We start from the raw sequence: 16267 nt of genomic DNA, 5'->3' as shown, positions 1-16267 counted from the left end.
AAACCTTGCTATTTGTAACTCCATTAACAATTCAACCTATTAACATAGAGGAGTCAAATTATGTCGAAGCCGTTGACCAAGTCACAGACTGTCGATGCCATTGCTAAGAAACTTGATAAAACTAAGAAGGAGATCGTAATATTTTTTGAAGAGCTCGTTAAGCTTGCTTATCGTGAAGCCAAAAATTCTTTTACCCTTCCTGGGTTGGGGAAACTGGTACTTGTAAACCGCAAAGCTAGAATTGGTCGCAATCCACAAACGGGTGAGCCTATTAAAATTCCAGCCAAAAAGGTTGTGAAGTTCCGTGTTGCTAAAGCTGCCAAAGATTCTATCCTTGGCAAGAAGTAGATTGATTTTTCAAATGATGATCTGTTGAAGGTTTAAAAAACCTTCAACAGGTCTATCAGTATGATGTGGAAGTGGAAAACAATTGGGTTTAGTTTGTGGTTTTTGATTGTTCCGTACGTTGTTCAAGCAGAAACCATCAAGGGCATTGTTAAGTCAGTGCATCCTAGTGGGAGAAGCTTTTCAGTAGAAGTCCCTCCCATCGTTCGGGTTTATTTAAGTGGTTCAGCTGGGGGTCAAAAAGTAAAACCTGGTGATTATGTTGAGGTAGAGGGGCAGAGTCAACCCAACGGGGTCTTTGCTGCTAAATCTTTCCAGGTGACCCAAGGCAAAATTCCTTCTCACGATTTATTAACTCATCAAATTCCCATCACCCTTGGCCAAGAATTCTTTTTAGGGGTTGCCCAAACCGCCCTATTACAAGACGGCAATAAAACTTTAAAAATTTTTGGTAAAAATTTTATTAATACCCTTTGTCAAGAAGGTTATGATTGTACTCATGAAGGGGTTGTGGGGATGTTTTTAGAAATTTCTTCAGGGGGTAAAAAGAAAGAGATTGAATTAGTATCGCAAAATACTCGCAAGCCCATTCAACCGGTTTCTGTAAAAATTTTTGGTTATACGATTTTCCTTAACGAATGCGGGGAAGACATCGTGAGCCTAACCGTGCGTTAAGAAACCCGATTGCCATCTACCCACATGGCTTGCACATTCGCTTCATCCGTATCTAAAACAAGGCGTTCCGCCAGTGCCGCTGTGTCTTTGGCTTGCGTGTTAATCACCAACAGATCAGCCCGTTTATCTTTTTTCAAACTACCAATTTGTTGTTCTATGAGTAAGCACTTGGCTGCATCAAGGGTTACTTTTTTGAGTAAATCTTCATAGCTAAAAACCACCCCATTTTTTTCTAAGTGAGTCGTAGTGGCACGTAATTCTTCCCACAACGAAATTCCCCCTCCCCAAGGAGAGCCGAGGGTGGCCAATGCTGTGGTAAGAGAAGCGGCAAAAGTTTTTTGAAAAGGGATTTCACCCAACTTAAGCCGGTAAAAGGCCTGCGGGGCGAGTAAAATTTTAGCATGGGCTTGTTCTAAAATGGCCAGGTCAGTGGCGCCCAAGTGAAGGCAGCCCATTAAAATAAGATTGGGTTTTAAAAAATCAATTTCACGTAAATATTGAATAGGAGTCATTTGATGGGGTGGGGGAATTTCTTTCCAGCCGGCTTCGGGAAACAAGTGGTCGGTAATATCTCCTTTTGAAGCATAAAAAAATTCCATCTCGCTAAACGTTTCGGCCACGTGGAGGTGAACGGGCAAATGATATTCATCGGCATGTTGGGCCAAAATTTTAAGTAAATTTTTTGATAAAGTGAAGGCGGAAAAAGGGGCTAACCCTGGGGTGATGCGTTTCAACTCATGTTCGGCTATTTTTTCAATGTTACTGATAGCACTTTCAAAATCGTGGGCGGCTTTTTGTTTGTTGAGGTTCAAAATTTCGGCAAAGGCTACGATTCTCAAGGGCGATTTTTCATAGAGTTGAATGCTATCATCCCAAGAACTTACCGCACCTAGCGTGGTAATGCCGGCGCTTTGAGTTTTAATTAAATTACTTTGGATCGAAGCCGAAAGTTCTTCAGGTGATAATTGGCTTTTTAATTCAGCGTAAGTAAGTAGCCATTCCACAAAGTTAAAATGTTCGTTGTTAGGGTCAAGCCAAGGCTTGAGTCGCCTGGCTAAGGCATTGGCGTCGACGATTAAATGGGGGTTAATAAGCCCTGGGAGTAAAGCCCCTTGGGCAAAGTGGGTTGGATTGCCGCGAGGAAATTGTTGGGAAAGTTTTTCTTTTGAACCCATCGCAAGAATGGCTCCCTCAGCAATGGCTACACCGCCTTGTTCAAAGGGTGGGTCTTCAATGGGAAGCACAAAGTCGGCCGTAATGATTTGAACATCTTTAGTCATAGGCTTGCATTATCAATCAGACGAACTCCTTGGATTTTGATGGCCAGCATCAGCCGAGCAGGTTCATTGATTTTTTCTAGAGGGGCAAGGGTATGGGCATTAACAATCTCTACATAATCAATTTCGAGGTTAGGATGAGAATTAAAAAGTCTCATTAATGCAGCCTTTATATTAGCAACGCTCAACTCGCCTTTTTTTACCAAATTTTGCGCCAATTGAATAGCTTCATATAAGGTCAAGGCCTCTTTTCTAGATTCTGGTTTTAAGTAAACATTACGACTGCTCAGTGCCAGTTCGTCACTGTCTCGTAGGGTGGGGCCACCCAAAATTTTTATTTTCAAACCCAAATCTTCAACCATGTGTCGGATGAGCGTTAATTGTTGATAATCTTTTTCTCCAAAAACTGCCACGTGAGGATCAACCACTTTGAATAAACGCAAAACGATCTCAGAGACTCCTTTAAAATGCCCAGGCCGCGATTTGCCACACAATTTAGACTCCAGGTTGTTTTGATCTTTCCACACCGGGATATTTTTTAAACCATAGATGTCGTTCGTTTCTGGCGTAAATAAAACATCAACTTTTTTTTCGATTAACTGGATGTCACGATTTAAATCGCGGGGGTATTTTTCAAAATCTTCATTAGGGCCAAATTGAGTGGGGTTAACGTAGATACTCATCACCACAATGTCGGTGTGTTGTGCGGCAATATCAACGAGTGAAAGATGCCCCGGGTGGAGGTAGCCCATGGTGGGCACAAAACCGATGGTTTTTTTTTGGTGTTTTAAATTTTGTAAATAATCAAACGTTTCGAGGCTGGAGCTAAGCATTTTCATGAGGGAAAAACTCCTGATTTAACCTCTTTTACAAATTGGCTAACCCCTGTTTTAATAGCAGGGCCTATTTTGGCAAATTGTTTAACAAAGCTAGGTGTAAAATCAGGATTCATCCCTAATAAATCGTAGCAAACCAACACTTGGCCATCACAGTGCACTCCAGAGCCAATCCCGATGGTGGGGATTTTTAGAGCCTTGGTAATTTTTTTAGCGAGTACATGTGGGATACCTTCCAACACCAAACCATAAGCCCCAGCGGCCTGCAGAGCAATGGCATCTTGCAAGATTTTTTTGGCGGCTACAGGAGTTTTGCCCTGAATTTTAAAACCACCCATGGCATGAACATGTTGGGGCTTTAAGCCCACATGTCCCATGACGGGTATGCCCAGAGCGGTGAGGGTTTTAACAATCTCAGCAATCTCCACTCCACCTTCTAATTTAATCGATTCGGCCTTTCCCTTTTTTAGAGCAAGGCCTGCATGTTTGATGGCATCTTGTTTTGAAGCTTGATAACTTAAGAAAGGCATATCTAAAACCACATGGGCATGGCGGGCGCCTTGGGCCACGCAACGGGTATGATAAATCATCTGTTCCATGGTGACGCTTAAGGTGTTCTTTTTTCCTTGAATCACCATGCCTAATGAATCACCGACTAAGATAATATCGACGCCTGCTGCATCAACGAACCTTGCCATGGTGTAATCATAAGCTGTCACCATGGCCAGTTTTTCTCGACGTTTGGCCTGTATGATTTGTGGGACGGTGATTTTATTTTTTGCTGCTGATGCTAACATAATGACGGGTTAATTTTGATTTTTCCATATTGGCGATTTCACGAATGAGACGTTTGTAATCTGCTTCTTCATTAATGATATCGATTTCACTACAATTAATAGTTAAAAGCGGTGCCTCATTGTATTGAAAGAAAAACTGATTATAAGCCTGACATAAATTTTCTAAGTATTCATCAGTGATTTGTTTTTCATAAGCAACCCCACGGTTTTTAATGCGGCCTTTTAGGGTTTCAAGGCTAGCTTGTAAAAAGATTACCAGATCAGGTTTTACCACGCGGGTATCTAAAGTTTGATAAAGTTTGTCGTAGAGGGAAATTTCTTCTTGCTCAAGATTGAGAAAAGCAAAAATTCGATCTTTGGCAAAAATGTAATCCGAAACTTGGGTGGTAGAAAAGAGATCTTGTTGAGCCAATTCTTGTTGTTGTTTGAAACGAGAGAGCAAAAAGAAAACTTGAGTTTGAAAGGCATAACCTCCTTTGTGGTCTAGGTTTTGATAAAATTGGGCCAAAAAAGGATTTTTTTCCGCTTCTTCCAAAATAAGTCGAGCAGATAAATCTTGAGCGATCTTGGTGGCAAGGGTTGTCTTGCCCGCTCCAATGGGCCCTTCCACAGCAATGTAACGGAATGAGCGCTCCATAAGCAAAAAACCTACCTACGCCCATTAGGTTTGTCTAGTCATTAATAGAAGTCATGTCATTCCGAGTCCAGCAGGGCTCATCTGTCATTGCGAGCGGTGTCATCCTCGCGAAGGCGGGGACCCATGATAACGAGCGTGGCAATCTTCCATTTAGTTCTTCAATTAGGGTCACGTCTTTTCGAGGTAGGGAGAGGCCAATGGAGAGCCCGCGCCCGGTCGGCCTATGAGGGCATCTGTCATTGCGAGGGACAGACGCCCTCCGGAGCCTGTCCTGAGGCGCATGCGTTGGATCCGACCTTCTGCGCTAAAAGGCTCTCCCTTGACCTCTCCCTACCTCGAAAAGACTTCTCTTCAAATATTTGAGAAATATGAAAAGTTTTACTGAAGTTGGCTGAGGCTGGAAGGGGTTTGTCCCTGTCGCTTCGCTCAGGGTAAACTCCAGCTTTCACCACTATGGCTATATAGCCGTGAAAGCTGAGACTTTGAGTGCGTCCGGCGGCCGTAACCGCCGGACGACACGGACCCCTGGAAGCCTCTGCCGACTTCAGTAAAACTTTTTAGGTGCGTTAATTTGACGAAGCTGTCTCAGTCGTTAAGAGGTTGCTAATTCCTGCCATTGGTTGGGGGTGAGTTCTTCGGGGCGGGCTTTGGGATTTCCGAATTTTTTTAATAAGCTATCTAATTGGTTCGGAGGGAAAAATCCCTTTAAGGTGCCTTTTAACATTTTGCGGCGTTGTTGGAAGGCTTTTTTAAGTAGATTTTCTAAGCGGGTGATTAATTTGGGAGAATGTTTCTGAGTGGGATAAGGTTCGATTTTTACGATGGTCGAACGGACATCGGGTGGGGGTAGAAATGCCCCTGGTTCTACGTCGCTTATTTTATTTACCTTAGCTAAGGTTTGCACGAAAACGGAAAGGCTTCCATAATTTTTAGTTTTGGGTTTTGCCAAGAGACGGTCAGCGACTTCTTTTTGAAACATTAAGATCATGAGATGAGCGTGGGGAAATTGTTTTAATAATTTTAAAAGTATTGCCGTGCCTACGTTGTAGGGGAGATTAGAAACAATATAGTAGGCTTGAGTTGGAAAGATCGAAAGGTCGAATTCTAAAAAATCTTCGTGAATTAATTTTACATGAGGAAAGTCTTTGAATAAATTTTTTAAAAAGTCATAAGCGATCGAATCTTTTTCGATTAAATAAAAATCTTTTGCGGTTGTAGCCAGTGGCCAGCTTAAAACCCCAGCTCCAGGCCCAATTTCAATGATTGAACTTTGAGTTGGGATTAGCTCTGTGATTTTACTAATCACCCCAGGCGCAACTAAATGGTGTTGGCCCAGTGATTTTTTGCAAGCTAACTTAGCTTGTCGGACTAATTCGATTGGATGGGAAAACCCCAAGTGGTTGGCTGTCATAGGCATCAAGATCAAGTGGCGAAACAATTCCTTTATGCAGGTAAAAATCCGCCACCAGAGCTACCATGGCGGCGTTGTCGGTGCAATAGCGAGGGGAGGGGAGCAAGATCTGAAAACCTTGCGAATCGGCGAGTCCTTTTAAGCCTTGTCTTAGACGACGATTGCAGGCCACTCCGCCCGATACTAACAGGCGCAATAGTCCGATTTTATGTCGGGTTCGTTCAATCATTCTTTCAATGATACGAATGGCCATTTCTTGAAAACTAGCGGCTAAATCGGCCCGTTCGGTATCGGTCTTTTGCAAACTTTCCCAAAGGCTCGCTGCTGCGGTTTTGAGCCCACTGTAGCTGACATAAAGTGGGTTGGACTTTACCATGGGAAAAGTAAATTGAAAACGTTTGGGATTGCCTTGAGAACTTAATCGATCGATCTCGGGGCCACCAGGGTAAGGCAGAGCTAAAATTTTTCCCACTTTGTCAAACGCCTCTCCAATGGCGTCGTCGACGGTTTTTCCCAACAATTCGTAATTTCCAATCGAAGCAATTTTATAAAGATGGGTGTGACCCCCGGAGAGCACCAGCCCCAGACAGGGGAAATCAATTTCACCCTCGAGCAGCGGGCTTAACAAATGGGCCTCGATATGATGAATGCCGATGAAGGGTTTTTTTAGTGCATAACTTAAGGCCTTGGCAAAACTCAAACCCACTAGAATAGAACCAATCAGGCCAGGGGCATAGGTGGCTGCGATGGCATCAATCTCAGCCAATGTTAGATTAGCTTTTTCTAAGGCAAGGGTGAGCGTTGGCACAATGCCGTTTAAGTGTTCGCGGGAGGCGAGCTCTGGGACTACGCCGCCAAAGGGGCTATGAACTTCGGTTTGAGAAGCTGACACTAGCGATAAAACTTTTTTATCTTCGTAGATGCAAAGTGATAAATCGTCGCAGGAGGATTCAATAGCTAGAATCTTCATATTTGCATTGGATACTTTACATGCTAGAAGAACTCAATATGAAACAAGTTGTGTTTATTGATCGGGATGGGACAATCAACCATGATCGGGGCTATATTTATCGGGTCGATGATTTTGAGTTTTTACCTGGAGTTCTGGCCGCACTACAGGCTTTAACCCGTGCGCAAAAACAAATTATTATTGTTACCAACCAAGCGGGCATTGCTCGGGGTCTTTATACGGAAGAAGATTACCATCATCTAACCCAGTACATGTTACAAGAGCTTGCAGAAGCGCATGTGAAAATTGAGGGGGTCTTTCACTGCCCGCATCATCCCGATGGATCCGTTCAGGCCTATACCATGGCATGCCTTTGCCGAAAACCGAATCCAGGGATGTTAGAGCAGGGGTTAAAGCTTGTGAAAAATTCTGCTGCTCAAGCGGTGATGATTGGTGATAAAAATTCTGATATTGAAGCTGGGCTTCGATTAAACATGACGACCTACCTGGTAGAAACAGGTTATGGTAAAGAAGAGAAATCTACCACCCAAGCCCATTATGTTGTTGCTGATCTTAGGGCAGCCGTTCAACATTTATTAGGGGAGTGATGTTTTAACATTAATTATTCTGTCTAACCTCTAGGATCCCTATTTGACTAAGGCCTATCTTTTGGTCTAACCACCTTAAGGTATGAATCTTCCCCTGAGTATTGAAGCCATTGAGGCTCTTTTTAATCTCCCCTTCAACGATTTGTTGTTTAAAGCTCACTCCATTCATCGGCAAAATTTTGACCCTAACGAAGTGCAAATGAGCACCCTTTTATCGATTAAAACAGGGGGTTGCCCCGAGGACTGTGCTTATTGCCCGCAATCGGCTCACTATGAAACTAAGATCACTCAAGAAGATTTGCTCGATTTAGAAACAGTATTGGCAAGGGCGAGGCAGGCAAAAAAAATGGGGGCCAGCCGATTTTGTATGGGCGCGGCTTGGCGCAGCCCTAATGATGAAAATTTAGAAAAAGTGGCAAACATGGTGCAAGCCGTTAAAGATTTAGGGCTCGAGACCTGTGTAACCTTAGGGATGCTAAAACCGGGCCAAGCCGAAAAGTTAGCGGCCGCCGGCCTTGATTATTATAATCACAATCTCGATGCCGACCCTGAATTTTATGGCAAGATTATTTCTACTCGAGTTTATCAAGATCGTTTAGACACCCTTGCCCAGGTGCGCCAGGCCAACTTGAAAGTTTGTTGTGGTGGCATTGTGGGGATGGGTGAATCGGTGCAGCATCGTGTCGGCTTGATCGCTCAATTGGCCAACTTAGATCCACCCCCGGAGAGCGTTCCCATCAATCTTTTGGTCAAGGTTGAAGGGACTCCCTTATCGAGCGTAGAAAGTTTAGATCCTTTGGATTTTGTTCGCACCATTGCGGTGGCTCGTATTACCATGCCAAAAAGTAGAGTGCGCCTTTCTGCCGGTCGTGAAAACATGCCTGAGGCAACTCAAGCCCTGTGCTTCTTTGCAGGGGCCAATTCTATTTTTTACGGGGACAAACTTTTAACAACTCCCAATCCTGCGGCTACCGAAGATGAATTTCTCTTTAAAAAATTGGGGTTACGCCCCACCCTGGCATGAAAGAAATAGGCAACCATTTTCAATTGGAATTAGAAGAGATCAAAGCCCAAGGCCTTTATCGCTCGCTTTATTCTTTTCAGGTCAATAACGGCAAACATCTAACCTTCAATGGCAAAGCCTATCTTAATTTTTCTTCTAACAATTATTTAGATTTAGCTGATGATGAACGGTTAAAACAGGGCGCGATTCAGGCCATTCAAGAATGGGGGGCTGGGGGCAAGGCTAGCCGGCTGATCCATGGTAGTACGAGCCTTCATGAATTATTAGAATCAACGATCGCGAAGTTTAAGCAAACCGAAGCAGCTCTACTTTTTAACTCGGGTTATCATGCCAATGTGGGGGTGCTTAGCCAGCTTGCAGCAGAGGGCGACGTTTATTTTACCGATGAACTCAACCATGCTTCTATTATTGATGGTCTGCGTTTATCAAAGGCGAAAAAAGTCATCTATCCTCATTTAGATTTAAATTCTCTCGAGGCACAATTAAAGAAAGAACGTGCTGAGAACGCCAAGGGCAAATTGATAATCGTGACAGAATCCGTTTTTTCGATGGATGGAGACGTGGCACCTTTACTTGATTTGCTGAGCCTGGCTGAAAAGTATGATACTTGGATTTATTTAGATGAAGCCCATGCCGTGGGCGTATTTGGGAAAACCGGGCAGGGTTTAGTAGAGGCCTGCGGTATTTCTACGGAGCGTTTGCAGCGGGTCATTCAAATGGGGACCTTTGGCAAGGCCTTTGGTTCATTTGGTGCTTTTATCGCTGGTTCAAAAAATTTAATCGAATGGTTGGTCAATCGAGTACGCACTTTTATTTATACCACCTCGCTACCCCCTGCTGTGTTAGGGGCGAGCCTTGTGGCATTGAGAATGATGCCAGCAGAGCATGTTAGGCGAGATAGGCTTTGGCACAATCTGCGCACGTTAGAGAAATTGCTGCAAACTCAGTGGAATAACACTTTTAAAATTGTTTCGCCCATTGTGCCCATTCGTCTTAATCACTTAGAAAAAACCTTGCGAGCGAGTGAGTTCTTAAAATCGGCAGGCTTCTGGTTGACGGCCATTCGTTATCCAACGGTTGCGTCAGGTACCGAGCGCTTACGCCTTACCGTGATGTCAAGTCATACCGATGAAGAATTGGCTCGATTGGTGAGTACGTTAGGGGAATGTTGAAAAGTGCACTTTCTGTCATCCCTGCGAAAGCAGGGATTCAGTGATTTCAAATAGTTCTGGATTCCCGCCTCCGCGGGAATGACATTTTTCAACATGCCCGTTAGAGCAAGTTTTATGAAATATCGCCCTGAAGAAATTGAACGTTTAGACAAACAAATGGTTTGGCACCCGTTTACCCAGATGCAAGATTATTTGCGTGAGCAAAATCTTATCATTGAACGCGGCGAAGGTTGCTATTTAATCGATATCTACGGTAAAAAATATATCGATGGGGTCAGTTCGCTCTGGGTCAATATCCACGGCCATGGGCACCCCAAGCTTAAAGCTAGCTTGAAAGATCAAGTTGATCGTTTATGCCATGCCACCCTGCTGGGCCAGTCTACATTACCTTCAACACTTTTTGCCAAAAAACTTTTAGAGTTTGTGCCAGAGAATTTAACCAAGGTATTTTTCTCGGATAATGGTGCCACGTCTGTCGAAATAGCTTTGAAAATGGCCTACCAATATTTTCGTAACCTCGAAGACAAAAATCTCAAGTTTAAAAAAAGGCGGCGTTTTGTAAATTTGGCCAATGCCTACCATGGAGATACTCTAGGGAGTGTGTCGATAGGTGGCATTGAATTATTTCACGCTGTATTTAAAGATTTGGTTTTTGAACCCCTTACGATTCAAAATTTTAGTGTTGAACAAGCCGAACAAATTTTTAAGCAACAGGGAGAAGAAATTGTCGCTTGCGTGGTAGAGCCCATGATCCAAGGGGCAGCGGGCATGCGTTTAATGCCCAATAATTTTTTAAGTTTTTTGCGAAAATTGTGTGATCGCTATGGGGTATTTTTAATTTGCGATGAAGTGGCGACAGGCTTTGGTAGAACTGGCAAGATGTTTGCCATTGAACATGAAGGGGTGAAACCTGATTTCTTGTGTTTAGCCAAAGGGATCACGGGTGGCTACTTGCCTTTAGCTGCTACTCTTACAACGGAATCGGTTTTTCAGGCCTTTTGTGGGGATTATCGTGATTTCAAAACTTTTTTTCATGGTCACAGTTATACGGGTAACCCCTTGGCCTGTGCCGCAGCCCTGGCGAATTTGCAAATTTTTGAAGAAGAACAGGTGCTCACTCATTTGCAGCCTAAAATTAAATTTTTGACCGAGGCCTTGATTAAATTTCAAAAACATCCTCACGTGAAAGAGGTTCGTCAGTTAGGGTTTATGGTGGGGATCGAGTTAGATTCTTATCCCATCGAGCAAAAAATGGGCCATCAAGTGGTGTTGGCGGCTCGAAAGCGAGGGATTATTATCCGCCCCTTAGGAAATACCTTAGTGCTGATGCCGCCACTGGCCATTGATTTGCCAACCCTACAAATGTTGGTGCAAGGGGTTTATGACGCCATGGATGAGGTGACTTAAGAAATGACGCAAGGGTATTTTGTAACCGGCACTGACACGGGTGTTGGCAAAACGATGGTAACGGCAAGTTTAGCCTTGGCCCTTCAAAAAAAAGGCAAGCGAGTGGGGATCTTTAAACCGGTAGAGAGCGGCGTGACGGGCGCTGATGGGGACGTTCGGTTTTATAAGAAATTATTTTCTAACCCCGCGTCATCCCCCGCTAACCCCATGTCATCCCCCGGCGTAGACCGGGGGATCCATATTATTAACAGTTATTCTTTCCACGCCCCCTTGGCGCCATTAGTTGCGGCGCGCCTTGAAAAAATCGAAATTTCTTTTAAAAAAATTCAACAAGATTTTGAGCAATTAAAAACCAAGGTTGATTTTATTTTAGTAGAAGGTGCCGGTGGGCTGCTGGTGCCGCTAACTCCACAAAAAACAGTTTTGGATCTAATTGCCTTATTTAAACTTCCTGCCGTGGTGGTGGCAAAACAAGGCTTAGGCACGCTCAATCATACATTGATGACGCTAAAAATTTTACAGCAACATCGTTTACCCATTGCCGGGGTTATTTTTAAGGCCTTGAGTTCATCGTTGGATGAATCGGCCTCTTCGAATGAATCTATTTTAAAAGAGTTTACAAAAGTGCCGGTGCTGGGAACGTTCCCCTATCTTGAAAAAATTGAGCCCCTTGACTGCCTCACCTCTGGGGGGAGTGAAATGAGACATTTGATCAAGGGGCCCTAAACAAACTTTCAAAATTTATTTGCGGCGAATCCAGCTAGCGACGACTAAAATTAAACTTGAGAACATCCACAAGAAGGTGCTGGGTGAGCCCACAACATTGGAGTTTAAGGAACAGCCACCGGTGCCTTCAATGGCTAGTTCAACCGTATTAGGTGTTAAACCTGCTTCCAGAGAAGTAGGGGCAGTCGAGCCAGTCGTATAAGCTGGGGCTGTTGAATTATCCGTTGCTTCGGTAGTCCCAGTGATTGTGGTATCTTCAGCAATAACTTCAACCTCAGGGCTAGCAGTAGGGCTGGCTATGGGCTGTTCGGTTGGTTCAGGAGAAGGTTCTTCAGTTGGAGCGGGTTCTTGTTGTTGTGCACGAAGACAATCAGCATAGCCACCATAAATGGCTTTAAGTTTTTTGTTGCCTGCTTTGGCGGGTGGCGCTTCCCCAGGAGCTACAAAAGCTATAAGTGTGAGTTCAAAAAACTGGTCAATGGTGCTAATCGTTCTGTAAGAGCAGGGATAATCATTGGCGTAATCTTGAACGAGTGCGTTTCTTATGTTCTTTGCTTGTTCTAAGTTGACAGCCTTGAATACTTCACTCCGAGCTGTGGTTCCTAAACCTATCATTAAGATCAAACCGATTGTGGTTGATAAAATTTTAAGTGATTTCATTTCACACCCCAAAAGTTTAAATGTGCCTAATTAGTTTATCGGCTATAGTATGTACTAAAGTTCACTATTATGACAAAAAAAGTGTATAAAAATGTAAATATTAATGATTTTAAATAGTTATCTGCGGAGGAAGCGCAAGAAAATCAGGGTAAGGGGGGTCAACATCCAGAAAGATGAAAAACTCGTGGAAAGTAGGGCAGGGCCAAAAGCGCAACCGCCGCCTTGGCTAATAATGCTATCCGGCTCGGCAGCATCAAATTCATCGGTTATTTCTTCTGTAGCTTCATCGGATGGGTCTGATGGATTGGTCACGTCAGAACCAACGGTATTAGTAGCGGTTCCCTCGACAGGGGTTGAAGTTGCTTGGACTTGGTTGTCAGGTTCATCCGCAGCCGCAGGGTCTTTTTCTGCAGGGGGGCAGTTTTTGGCTTGGTACTCTTTCAGAGCTTCACTCGGGTTGGGGAATTCTTGGCAACCATCAACTTTCTCAATTTTACCATTGGGTTTGTATTGGTTCAAAACATCTTTTGGATGCTCAACCTTGACTACATAACCTGCCACATGACCAACATTTAAATCCGCTTGCATTCCATCCATATCCATGACGACACCATCAGCTTGGTAAGGTTCTTGATGAACTTCGCTTTCAAGGCCATTGTCACTGGGAAAACGAATGAACTTTATATTGCTGTATTTCTTTAAAATATCAGGTTGACTCGATTCGATCAGCGCTGCTTCAGCATCGGATATGCCTTCCGATTCTTGGGGATAAACAAAAATACCAGGGTAGGGTAGTTGAGCTATTGCCTGGGTGGAAAATCCCAACAGCACGAGACTCATGCCCAGAAAAGAGAACCATTTAAATGAGAAATTTGATTTTTGCATAATTTAATTATTTCCGTCCTAATATAGAATATCGCTTTATTTGTGTATAAAAGTTTCTTTCTTATTCAATTTTTTTGTAACTATATGTATTAACTAAATAATAAGATTAGGAATTGGAAATGCGGGCATAATGGGGGGTTTGGCAGGCCGTGCAAAGCCAGGTTTTATAGCGATAAGTTCCAAAACTTACTTCTTGATAAGTATGGGTAGTGGGGGGTGGGGCCGTCTTAAGTGCCCAATGTTTAGTAACCGGGTCTTGGTTGAGAAATTGCTCGAGGGTTTTGTTAAGTTGTTTGGCAAAAAAACTAACTTTACTTTCAGAGGCAGACAGGCGCTCTAGAATTTTTTTAAGATCTAAGCCTTCTTCCAAAATAAGATTGATAAGTTGAGTGAAGGCATTCAGTTGGTTGGGGCCAAAGTGATCTTCGACTTCGCTGGTATGGGCAAGGATTTCTTTGAGCTCTTTGTCTAATAAATTAAGGGTCACATAAAATTCTTGCTCGGTTGAAGGTAAATGAAGGGTGTAACCTTCTAACAATGTTGGTCTTACATAAGACAAAAAGGTTGGTAAGCTTTGAGGGGTTTTGATGGGAGCAGTAACTTCTGCCACGGTAGCGATTTCGGTTTCTTCCAATTCGAAGTCTTCTGGTATAGCAATTTTAAATTCTAAACGATCTAGCTTTCCTAAATAGGCACGGGCTAGTATCTGGCGTAGGGCTTGGGTTTGACAGGTTGAAGGGAATGAAACCGATAAGCCCCAAGAATAATCACAATACTTAGCAATCACTTCAAAACTCTTAAGCAAGGCATCAACCCCAATATCTTGACGGGTTACAAAAATTTCTTTGATATCAGAAGTAATGCCTACAATGCCTTGAATCGAATTTTCTCTTTGTAATTGAGAAACCAATTCGGGTGTAAAAACATTTTGTTCGTAACAGGCCTTAGCCAAAGGGGGATAGATTGAAAAAAGTTTTTCTTCTTGATGCGAACCTTCTTGCAAAGTCAAGGTTTGCAAGGGTTGCATGCCCCCTTCGATCCCTAAAATCTTGCTCCATTCAGGTGATTCAACCATGGCCAAAATATTTTGATTACGCAAAGGTTTTCCTTTGTTGTCAGGGTTCCAACCTAAATAAGGGCCTTTTTTCTCGGCTAGGGCTCGGCTGGCTTCAAGTGCCTCTAATCGAATAAAATCCATGAGCTGATCGGTCAGTTCTAAAGCGCGCTCCGAGCCATAAGGGATTTCAAGTTCAATTAAAAGATCAGCGAGCCCAACGGGCGCTAAAGCAATACTTCGATTTTGTTGTAAGTTGGCCTCTAGGCTTGCAAAATTGGCAAGGCCTACCATCGCAACATCAACCAGATTATCTAAAAATTGCACACTAGCATGAATCATCCTGCGTAATTTTTGCCAGTTAATCTCTTGACCTTCAATCGCCTTAAAAAGATTGAGGGCACCCATGCTAAGCCCTGAATAAAGGGTGAAGCCGGGCGATACCATATAGGCGGGTATGGCATGAAATTCAGGGGGTAGGTTGTCGAGAAAAAGCACGCCTATACTGGTGACTTGCGATTTGGCTAAATTGACAAGTTCATCATAAATTTTGCGTGCCGGGATTAATTTAACTGTTTTTCCGCTACTGGGTCGTTTAAGCGCAAAAAAGGTATCTGCGGCTACTGCCTGTAAAAATTCGCTGGATAAGGCAAATTGAGGTTTTACTTTTTCAAATGGAGTTGTGGAAATTAATCGGATGAAATCTTCAATTTCAGGATGATCAATAGGAAACACTACTTGGTGTGGGCCTGAAGGGAATGGGCTTGCTGTGCTATCAAAAATTTTTAACCAATGAAAATTAGCAGAGCGATCTGGAGGCGAAGCTTCGTCTTCTAGGTTTAAAAAAATAGAAAATTCTACTTTGTTTTGTAAAAGTTCAATGGCATTTTGAATATGATGAAGACTTTCTACTAATTCTCCTGTGACCTGACCCCAAAGGGGGTTGAGCATCGGTTTGTGATCTTTGGATTTAAAAACCGAAAGGTGAGGGAAAAATTCTCCCGTGGCCATGAGGTTATAAAAGGTTAAGGCGGTTAGTTCATCGCCACCACTTATTTTTTCCGCAAGTTTGTAGAAGGTAGTTTCTAAGCTACTTGCGTGGGTTTCATCTAAAATCTGCTTTTCTAAATAATGACGGCTGCGTTCAGGTAAACTTAAAGAAACTTTAGGTGGTAAAATAATAGGTTCATTAACTTCGGGGGTTTCTTTTTTATCAGGCAATTCGACTAACTTTTCTAGCGCAGCATCTTCATTCCACACCGCTGCAACGACGGTGGGTTCTTCGGGTTCAGGGATTTGGCGAGGGGCTTCTTTTTTAAGGGGAGGAATTCGCGTAACTTTTGTTTTTTGTGGACGATAGGGGATAATTCCCATTTCTTCTAATTTGAAACGTACCACATTGCTGATCAACTCGGAGGTGATCGAAGTGGCTTGGTAAGATTGGAGATGTAATTCAACTTCTTGGCAGATCTTTTTTGCTACCTTGGGCGTAATGGCTTTGAGCCCCAACGATAATAATTCTTGGACGAACTTCGTGCGATCAAAATTAAAAACAACGTGTTTGGTTTCGACTCGTTTAGCGGTGGTTTGCCCTGGCATAAGTCGAAGTTCCAGCATAGGGGTGCAGGACTGTCAATTTTTTTAGTAACAAAATAGGGGCTTCTGAAAAGTTTGTACAAAGTGGGGCAGAATGAGCAATTTGTTTGACAGGCTTTTACTGAATTTCGTATAATGCGAAGCGAATCCTGGGACTGATCGATTTTCTTAAAAGAGTGGACCTGTTAAATAGGGATTAATTTTAAAC

At 43.2% G+C, this 16267-nt stretch carries 16 protein-coding genes; 7 read left to right on the top strand and 9 right to left on the bottom strand.

All coding sequences use genetic code 11. The features are described 5' to 3' along the window. The first annotated feature begins 60 nt into the window (after positions 1-60). Together HYU97_08435 and HYU97_08430 are read left to right on the top strand one after the other, a co-directional pair. Complete coding sequence (locus HYU97_08435; protein ID MBI2336769.1) at positions 61-348, top strand: HU family DNA-binding protein; 288 nt, start codon at positions 61-63, stop codon at positions 346-348. A gap of 60 nt (positions 349-408) precedes the next feature. After that, the gene (locus HYU97_08430) at positions 409-1020 is read left to right on the top strand and encodes a hypothetical protein (protein ID MBI2336768.1); all 612 of its coding nucleotides are present in this window, start codon (positions 409-411) and stop codon (positions 1018-1020) included. On the opposite strand, the gene HYU97_08425 is transcribed toward HYU97_08430, so the two are convergent. The 6 genes from HYU97_08425 to tsaD form a co-directional block, all read right to left on the bottom strand. After that, positions 1017-2300 (bottom strand): amidohydrolase family protein, encoded by a 1284-nt coding sequence (locus tag HYU97_08425; protein MBI2336767.1) that lies wholly within the window; start codon positions 2298-2300, stop codon positions 1017-1019. The genes HYU97_08430 and HYU97_08425 overlap by 4 nt on opposite strands. Further along, the gene (locus tag HYU97_08420; GenBank protein MBI2336766.1) at positions 2297-3136 is read right to left on the bottom strand and encodes a pantoate--beta-alanine ligase; all 840 of its coding nucleotides are present in this window, start codon (positions 3134-3136) and stop codon (positions 2297-2299) included. Before HYU97_08420 ends, HYU97_08425 begins: the two co-directional genes overlap by 4 nt. Next, a complete protein-coding gene (gene panB, locus HYU97_08415) occupies positions 3133-3930 on the bottom strand; it encodes a 3-methyl-2-oxobutanoate hydroxymethyltransferase (GenBank protein MBI2336765.1) in 798 nt (265 codons plus the stop codon). The genes HYU97_08420 and panB overlap by 4 nt, the downstream gene beginning before the upstream one ends. After that, positions 3905-4567, bottom strand: coding sequence for a deoxynucleoside kinase (locus HYU97_08410; GenBank protein MBI2336764.1), 663 nt, complete (start codon positions 4565-4567; stop codon positions 3905-3907). The genes panB and HYU97_08410 overlap by 26 nt, the downstream gene beginning before the upstream one ends. A 592-nt stretch (positions 4568-5159) precedes the next feature. Continuing rightward, positions 5160-5978, bottom strand: a complete 819-nt coding sequence (gene rsmA, locus HYU97_08405) for a ribosomal RNA small subunit methyltransferase A (protein ID MBI2336763.1) — start codon at positions 5976-5978, stop codon at positions 5160-5162. Then, the gene (tsaD, locus tag HYU97_08400) at positions 5923-6948 is read right to left on the bottom strand and encodes a tRNA (adenosine(37)-N6)-threonylcarbamoyltransferase complex transferase subunit TsaD (GenBank protein MBI2336762.1); all 1026 of its coding nucleotides are present in this window, start codon (positions 6946-6948) and stop codon (positions 5923-5925) included. The genes rsmA and tsaD overlap by 56 nt, the downstream gene beginning before the upstream one ends. A 38-nt stretch (positions 6949-6986) precedes the next feature. Between tsaD and gmhB the strand changes: the two genes are divergently transcribed. The 5 genes from gmhB (at position 6987) to bioD (ending at position 11864) form a co-directional block, all read left to right on the top strand. After that, the gene (gmhB, locus tag HYU97_08395; protein MBI2336761.1) at positions 6987-7535 is read left to right on the top strand and encodes a D-glycero-beta-D-manno-heptose 1,7-bisphosphate 7-phosphatase; all 549 of its coding nucleotides are present in this window, start codon (positions 6987-6989) and stop codon (positions 7533-7535) included. Positions 7536-7617: 82 nt separating this feature from the next. Continuing rightward, the gene (bioB, locus tag HYU97_08390) at positions 7618-8559 is read left to right on the top strand and encodes a biotin synthase BioB (protein ID MBI2336760.1); all 942 of its coding nucleotides are present in this window, start codon (positions 7618-7620) and stop codon (positions 8557-8559) included. Then, positions 8556-9731, top strand: coding sequence for an 8-amino-7-oxononanoate synthase (bioF, locus tag HYU97_08385; GenBank protein ID MBI2336759.1), 1176 nt, complete (start codon positions 8556-8558; stop codon positions 9729-9731). Before bioB ends, bioF begins: the two co-directional genes overlap by 4 nt. Before the next feature lie 114 nt (positions 9732-9845). Further along, positions 9846-11138, top strand: a complete 1293-nt coding sequence (gene bioA, locus HYU97_08380) for an adenosylmethionine--8-amino-7-oxononanoate transaminase (protein ID MBI2336758.1) — start codon at positions 9846-9848, stop codon at positions 11136-11138. 3 nt (positions 11139-11141) lie between these two features. After that, entirely contained in the window at positions 11142-11864 is a 723-nt protein-coding gene (bioD, locus tag HYU97_08375) for a dethiobiotin synthase (GenBank protein ID MBI2336757.1), read from the top strand. A gap of 15 nt (positions 11865-11879) precedes the next feature. On the opposite strand, the gene HYU97_08370 is transcribed toward bioD, so the two are convergent. From HYU97_08370 to HYU97_08360, 3 genes are all read right to left on the bottom strand, one after another. Further along, positions 11880-12524 carry a hypothetical protein gene (locus HYU97_08370; protein ID MBI2336756.1) on the bottom strand — a complete coding sequence of 215 codons (645 nt, stop codon included), beginning with the start codon at positions 12522-12524 and terminating at the stop codon, positions 11880-11882. Positions 12525-12641: 117 nt separating this feature from the next. Continuing rightward, positions 12642-13409, bottom strand: a complete 768-nt coding sequence (locus tag HYU97_08365; protein MBI2336755.1) for a hypothetical protein — start codon at positions 13407-13409, stop codon at positions 12642-12644. Between the two features lie 106 nt (positions 13410-13515). After that, on the bottom strand, positions 13516-16080 hold the full coding sequence (locus HYU97_08360; protein ID MBI2336754.1) for a hypothetical protein: 2565 nt from the start codon (positions 16078-16080) through the stop codon (positions 13516-13518). Between the last annotated feature and the right edge of the window lie 187 nt (positions 16081-16267).

The sequence above is a fragment of the Deltaproteobacteria bacterium genome (assembly GCA_016183235.1).
GTDB lineage: Bacteria > UBA10199 > UBA10199 > DSSB01 > JACPFA01 > JACPFA01.
The sequence above is the reverse complement of the archived record's forward strand: the minus strand, read 5'-3'. Positions and strand labels throughout refer to the sequence as shown.

What these genes read in the sequence shown, in the direction of transcription:
- HYU97_08435 (MBI2336769.1), top strand. Translation starts at nt 61, where the DNA reads ATGTCGAAGCCGTTGACCAAGTCACAGACTGTCGATGCCATTGCTAAG.
- HYU97_08430 (MBI2336768.1), top strand. Translation starts at nt 409, where the DNA reads ATGATGTGGAAGTGGAAAACAATTGGGTTTAGTTTGTGGTTTTTGATT.
- HYU97_08425 (MBI2336767.1), bottom strand. Translation starts at nt 2,300, where the DNA reads ATGACTAAAGATGTTCAAATCATTACGGCCGACTTTGTGCTTCCCATT.
- HYU97_08420 (MBI2336766.1), bottom strand. Translation starts at nt 3,136, where the DNA reads ATGAAAATGCTTAGCTCCAGCCTCGAAACGTTTGATTATTTACAAAAT.
- panB (MBI2336765.1), bottom strand. Translation starts at nt 3,930, where the DNA reads ATGTTAGCATCAGCAGCAAAAAATAAAATCACCGTCCCACAAATCATA.
- HYU97_08410 (MBI2336764.1), bottom strand. Translation starts at nt 4,567, where the DNA reads ATGGAGCGCTCATTCCGTTACATTGCTGTGGAAGGGCCCATTGGAGCG.
- rsmA (MBI2336763.1), bottom strand. Translation starts at nt 5,978, where the DNA reads ATGACAGCCAACCACTTGGGGTTTTCCCATCCAATCGAATTAGTCCGA.
- tsaD (MBI2336762.1), bottom strand. Translation starts at nt 6,948, where the DNA reads ATGAAGATTCTAGCTATTGAATCCTCCTGCGACGATTTATCACTTTGC.
- gmhB (MBI2336761.1), top strand. Translation starts at nt 6,987, where the DNA reads ATGAAACAAGTTGTGTTTATTGATCGGGATGGGACAATCAACCATGAT.
- bioB (MBI2336760.1), top strand. Translation starts at nt 7,618, where the DNA reads ATGAATCTTCCCCTGAGTATTGAAGCCATTGAGGCTCTTTTTAATCTC.
- bioF (MBI2336759.1), top strand. Translation starts at nt 8,556, where the DNA reads ATGAAAGAAATAGGCAACCATTTTCAATTGGAATTAGAAGAGATCAAA.
- bioA (MBI2336758.1), top strand. Translation starts at nt 9,846, where the DNA reads ATGAAATATCGCCCTGAAGAAATTGAACGTTTAGACAAACAAATGGTT.
- bioD (MBI2336757.1), top strand. Translation starts at nt 11,142, where the DNA reads ATGACGCAAGGGTATTTTGTAACCGGCACTGACACGGGTGTTGGCAAA.
- HYU97_08370 (MBI2336756.1), bottom strand. Translation starts at nt 12,524, where the DNA reads ATGAAATCACTTAAAATTTTATCAACCACAATCGGTTTGATCTTAATG.
- HYU97_08365 (MBI2336755.1), bottom strand. Translation starts at nt 13,409, where the DNA reads ATGCAAAAATCAAATTTCTCATTTAAATGGTTCTCTTTTCTGGGCATG.
- HYU97_08360 (MBI2336754.1), bottom strand. Translation starts at nt 16,080, where the DNA reads ATGCTGGAACTTCGACTTATGCCAGGGCAAACCACCGCTAAACGAGTC.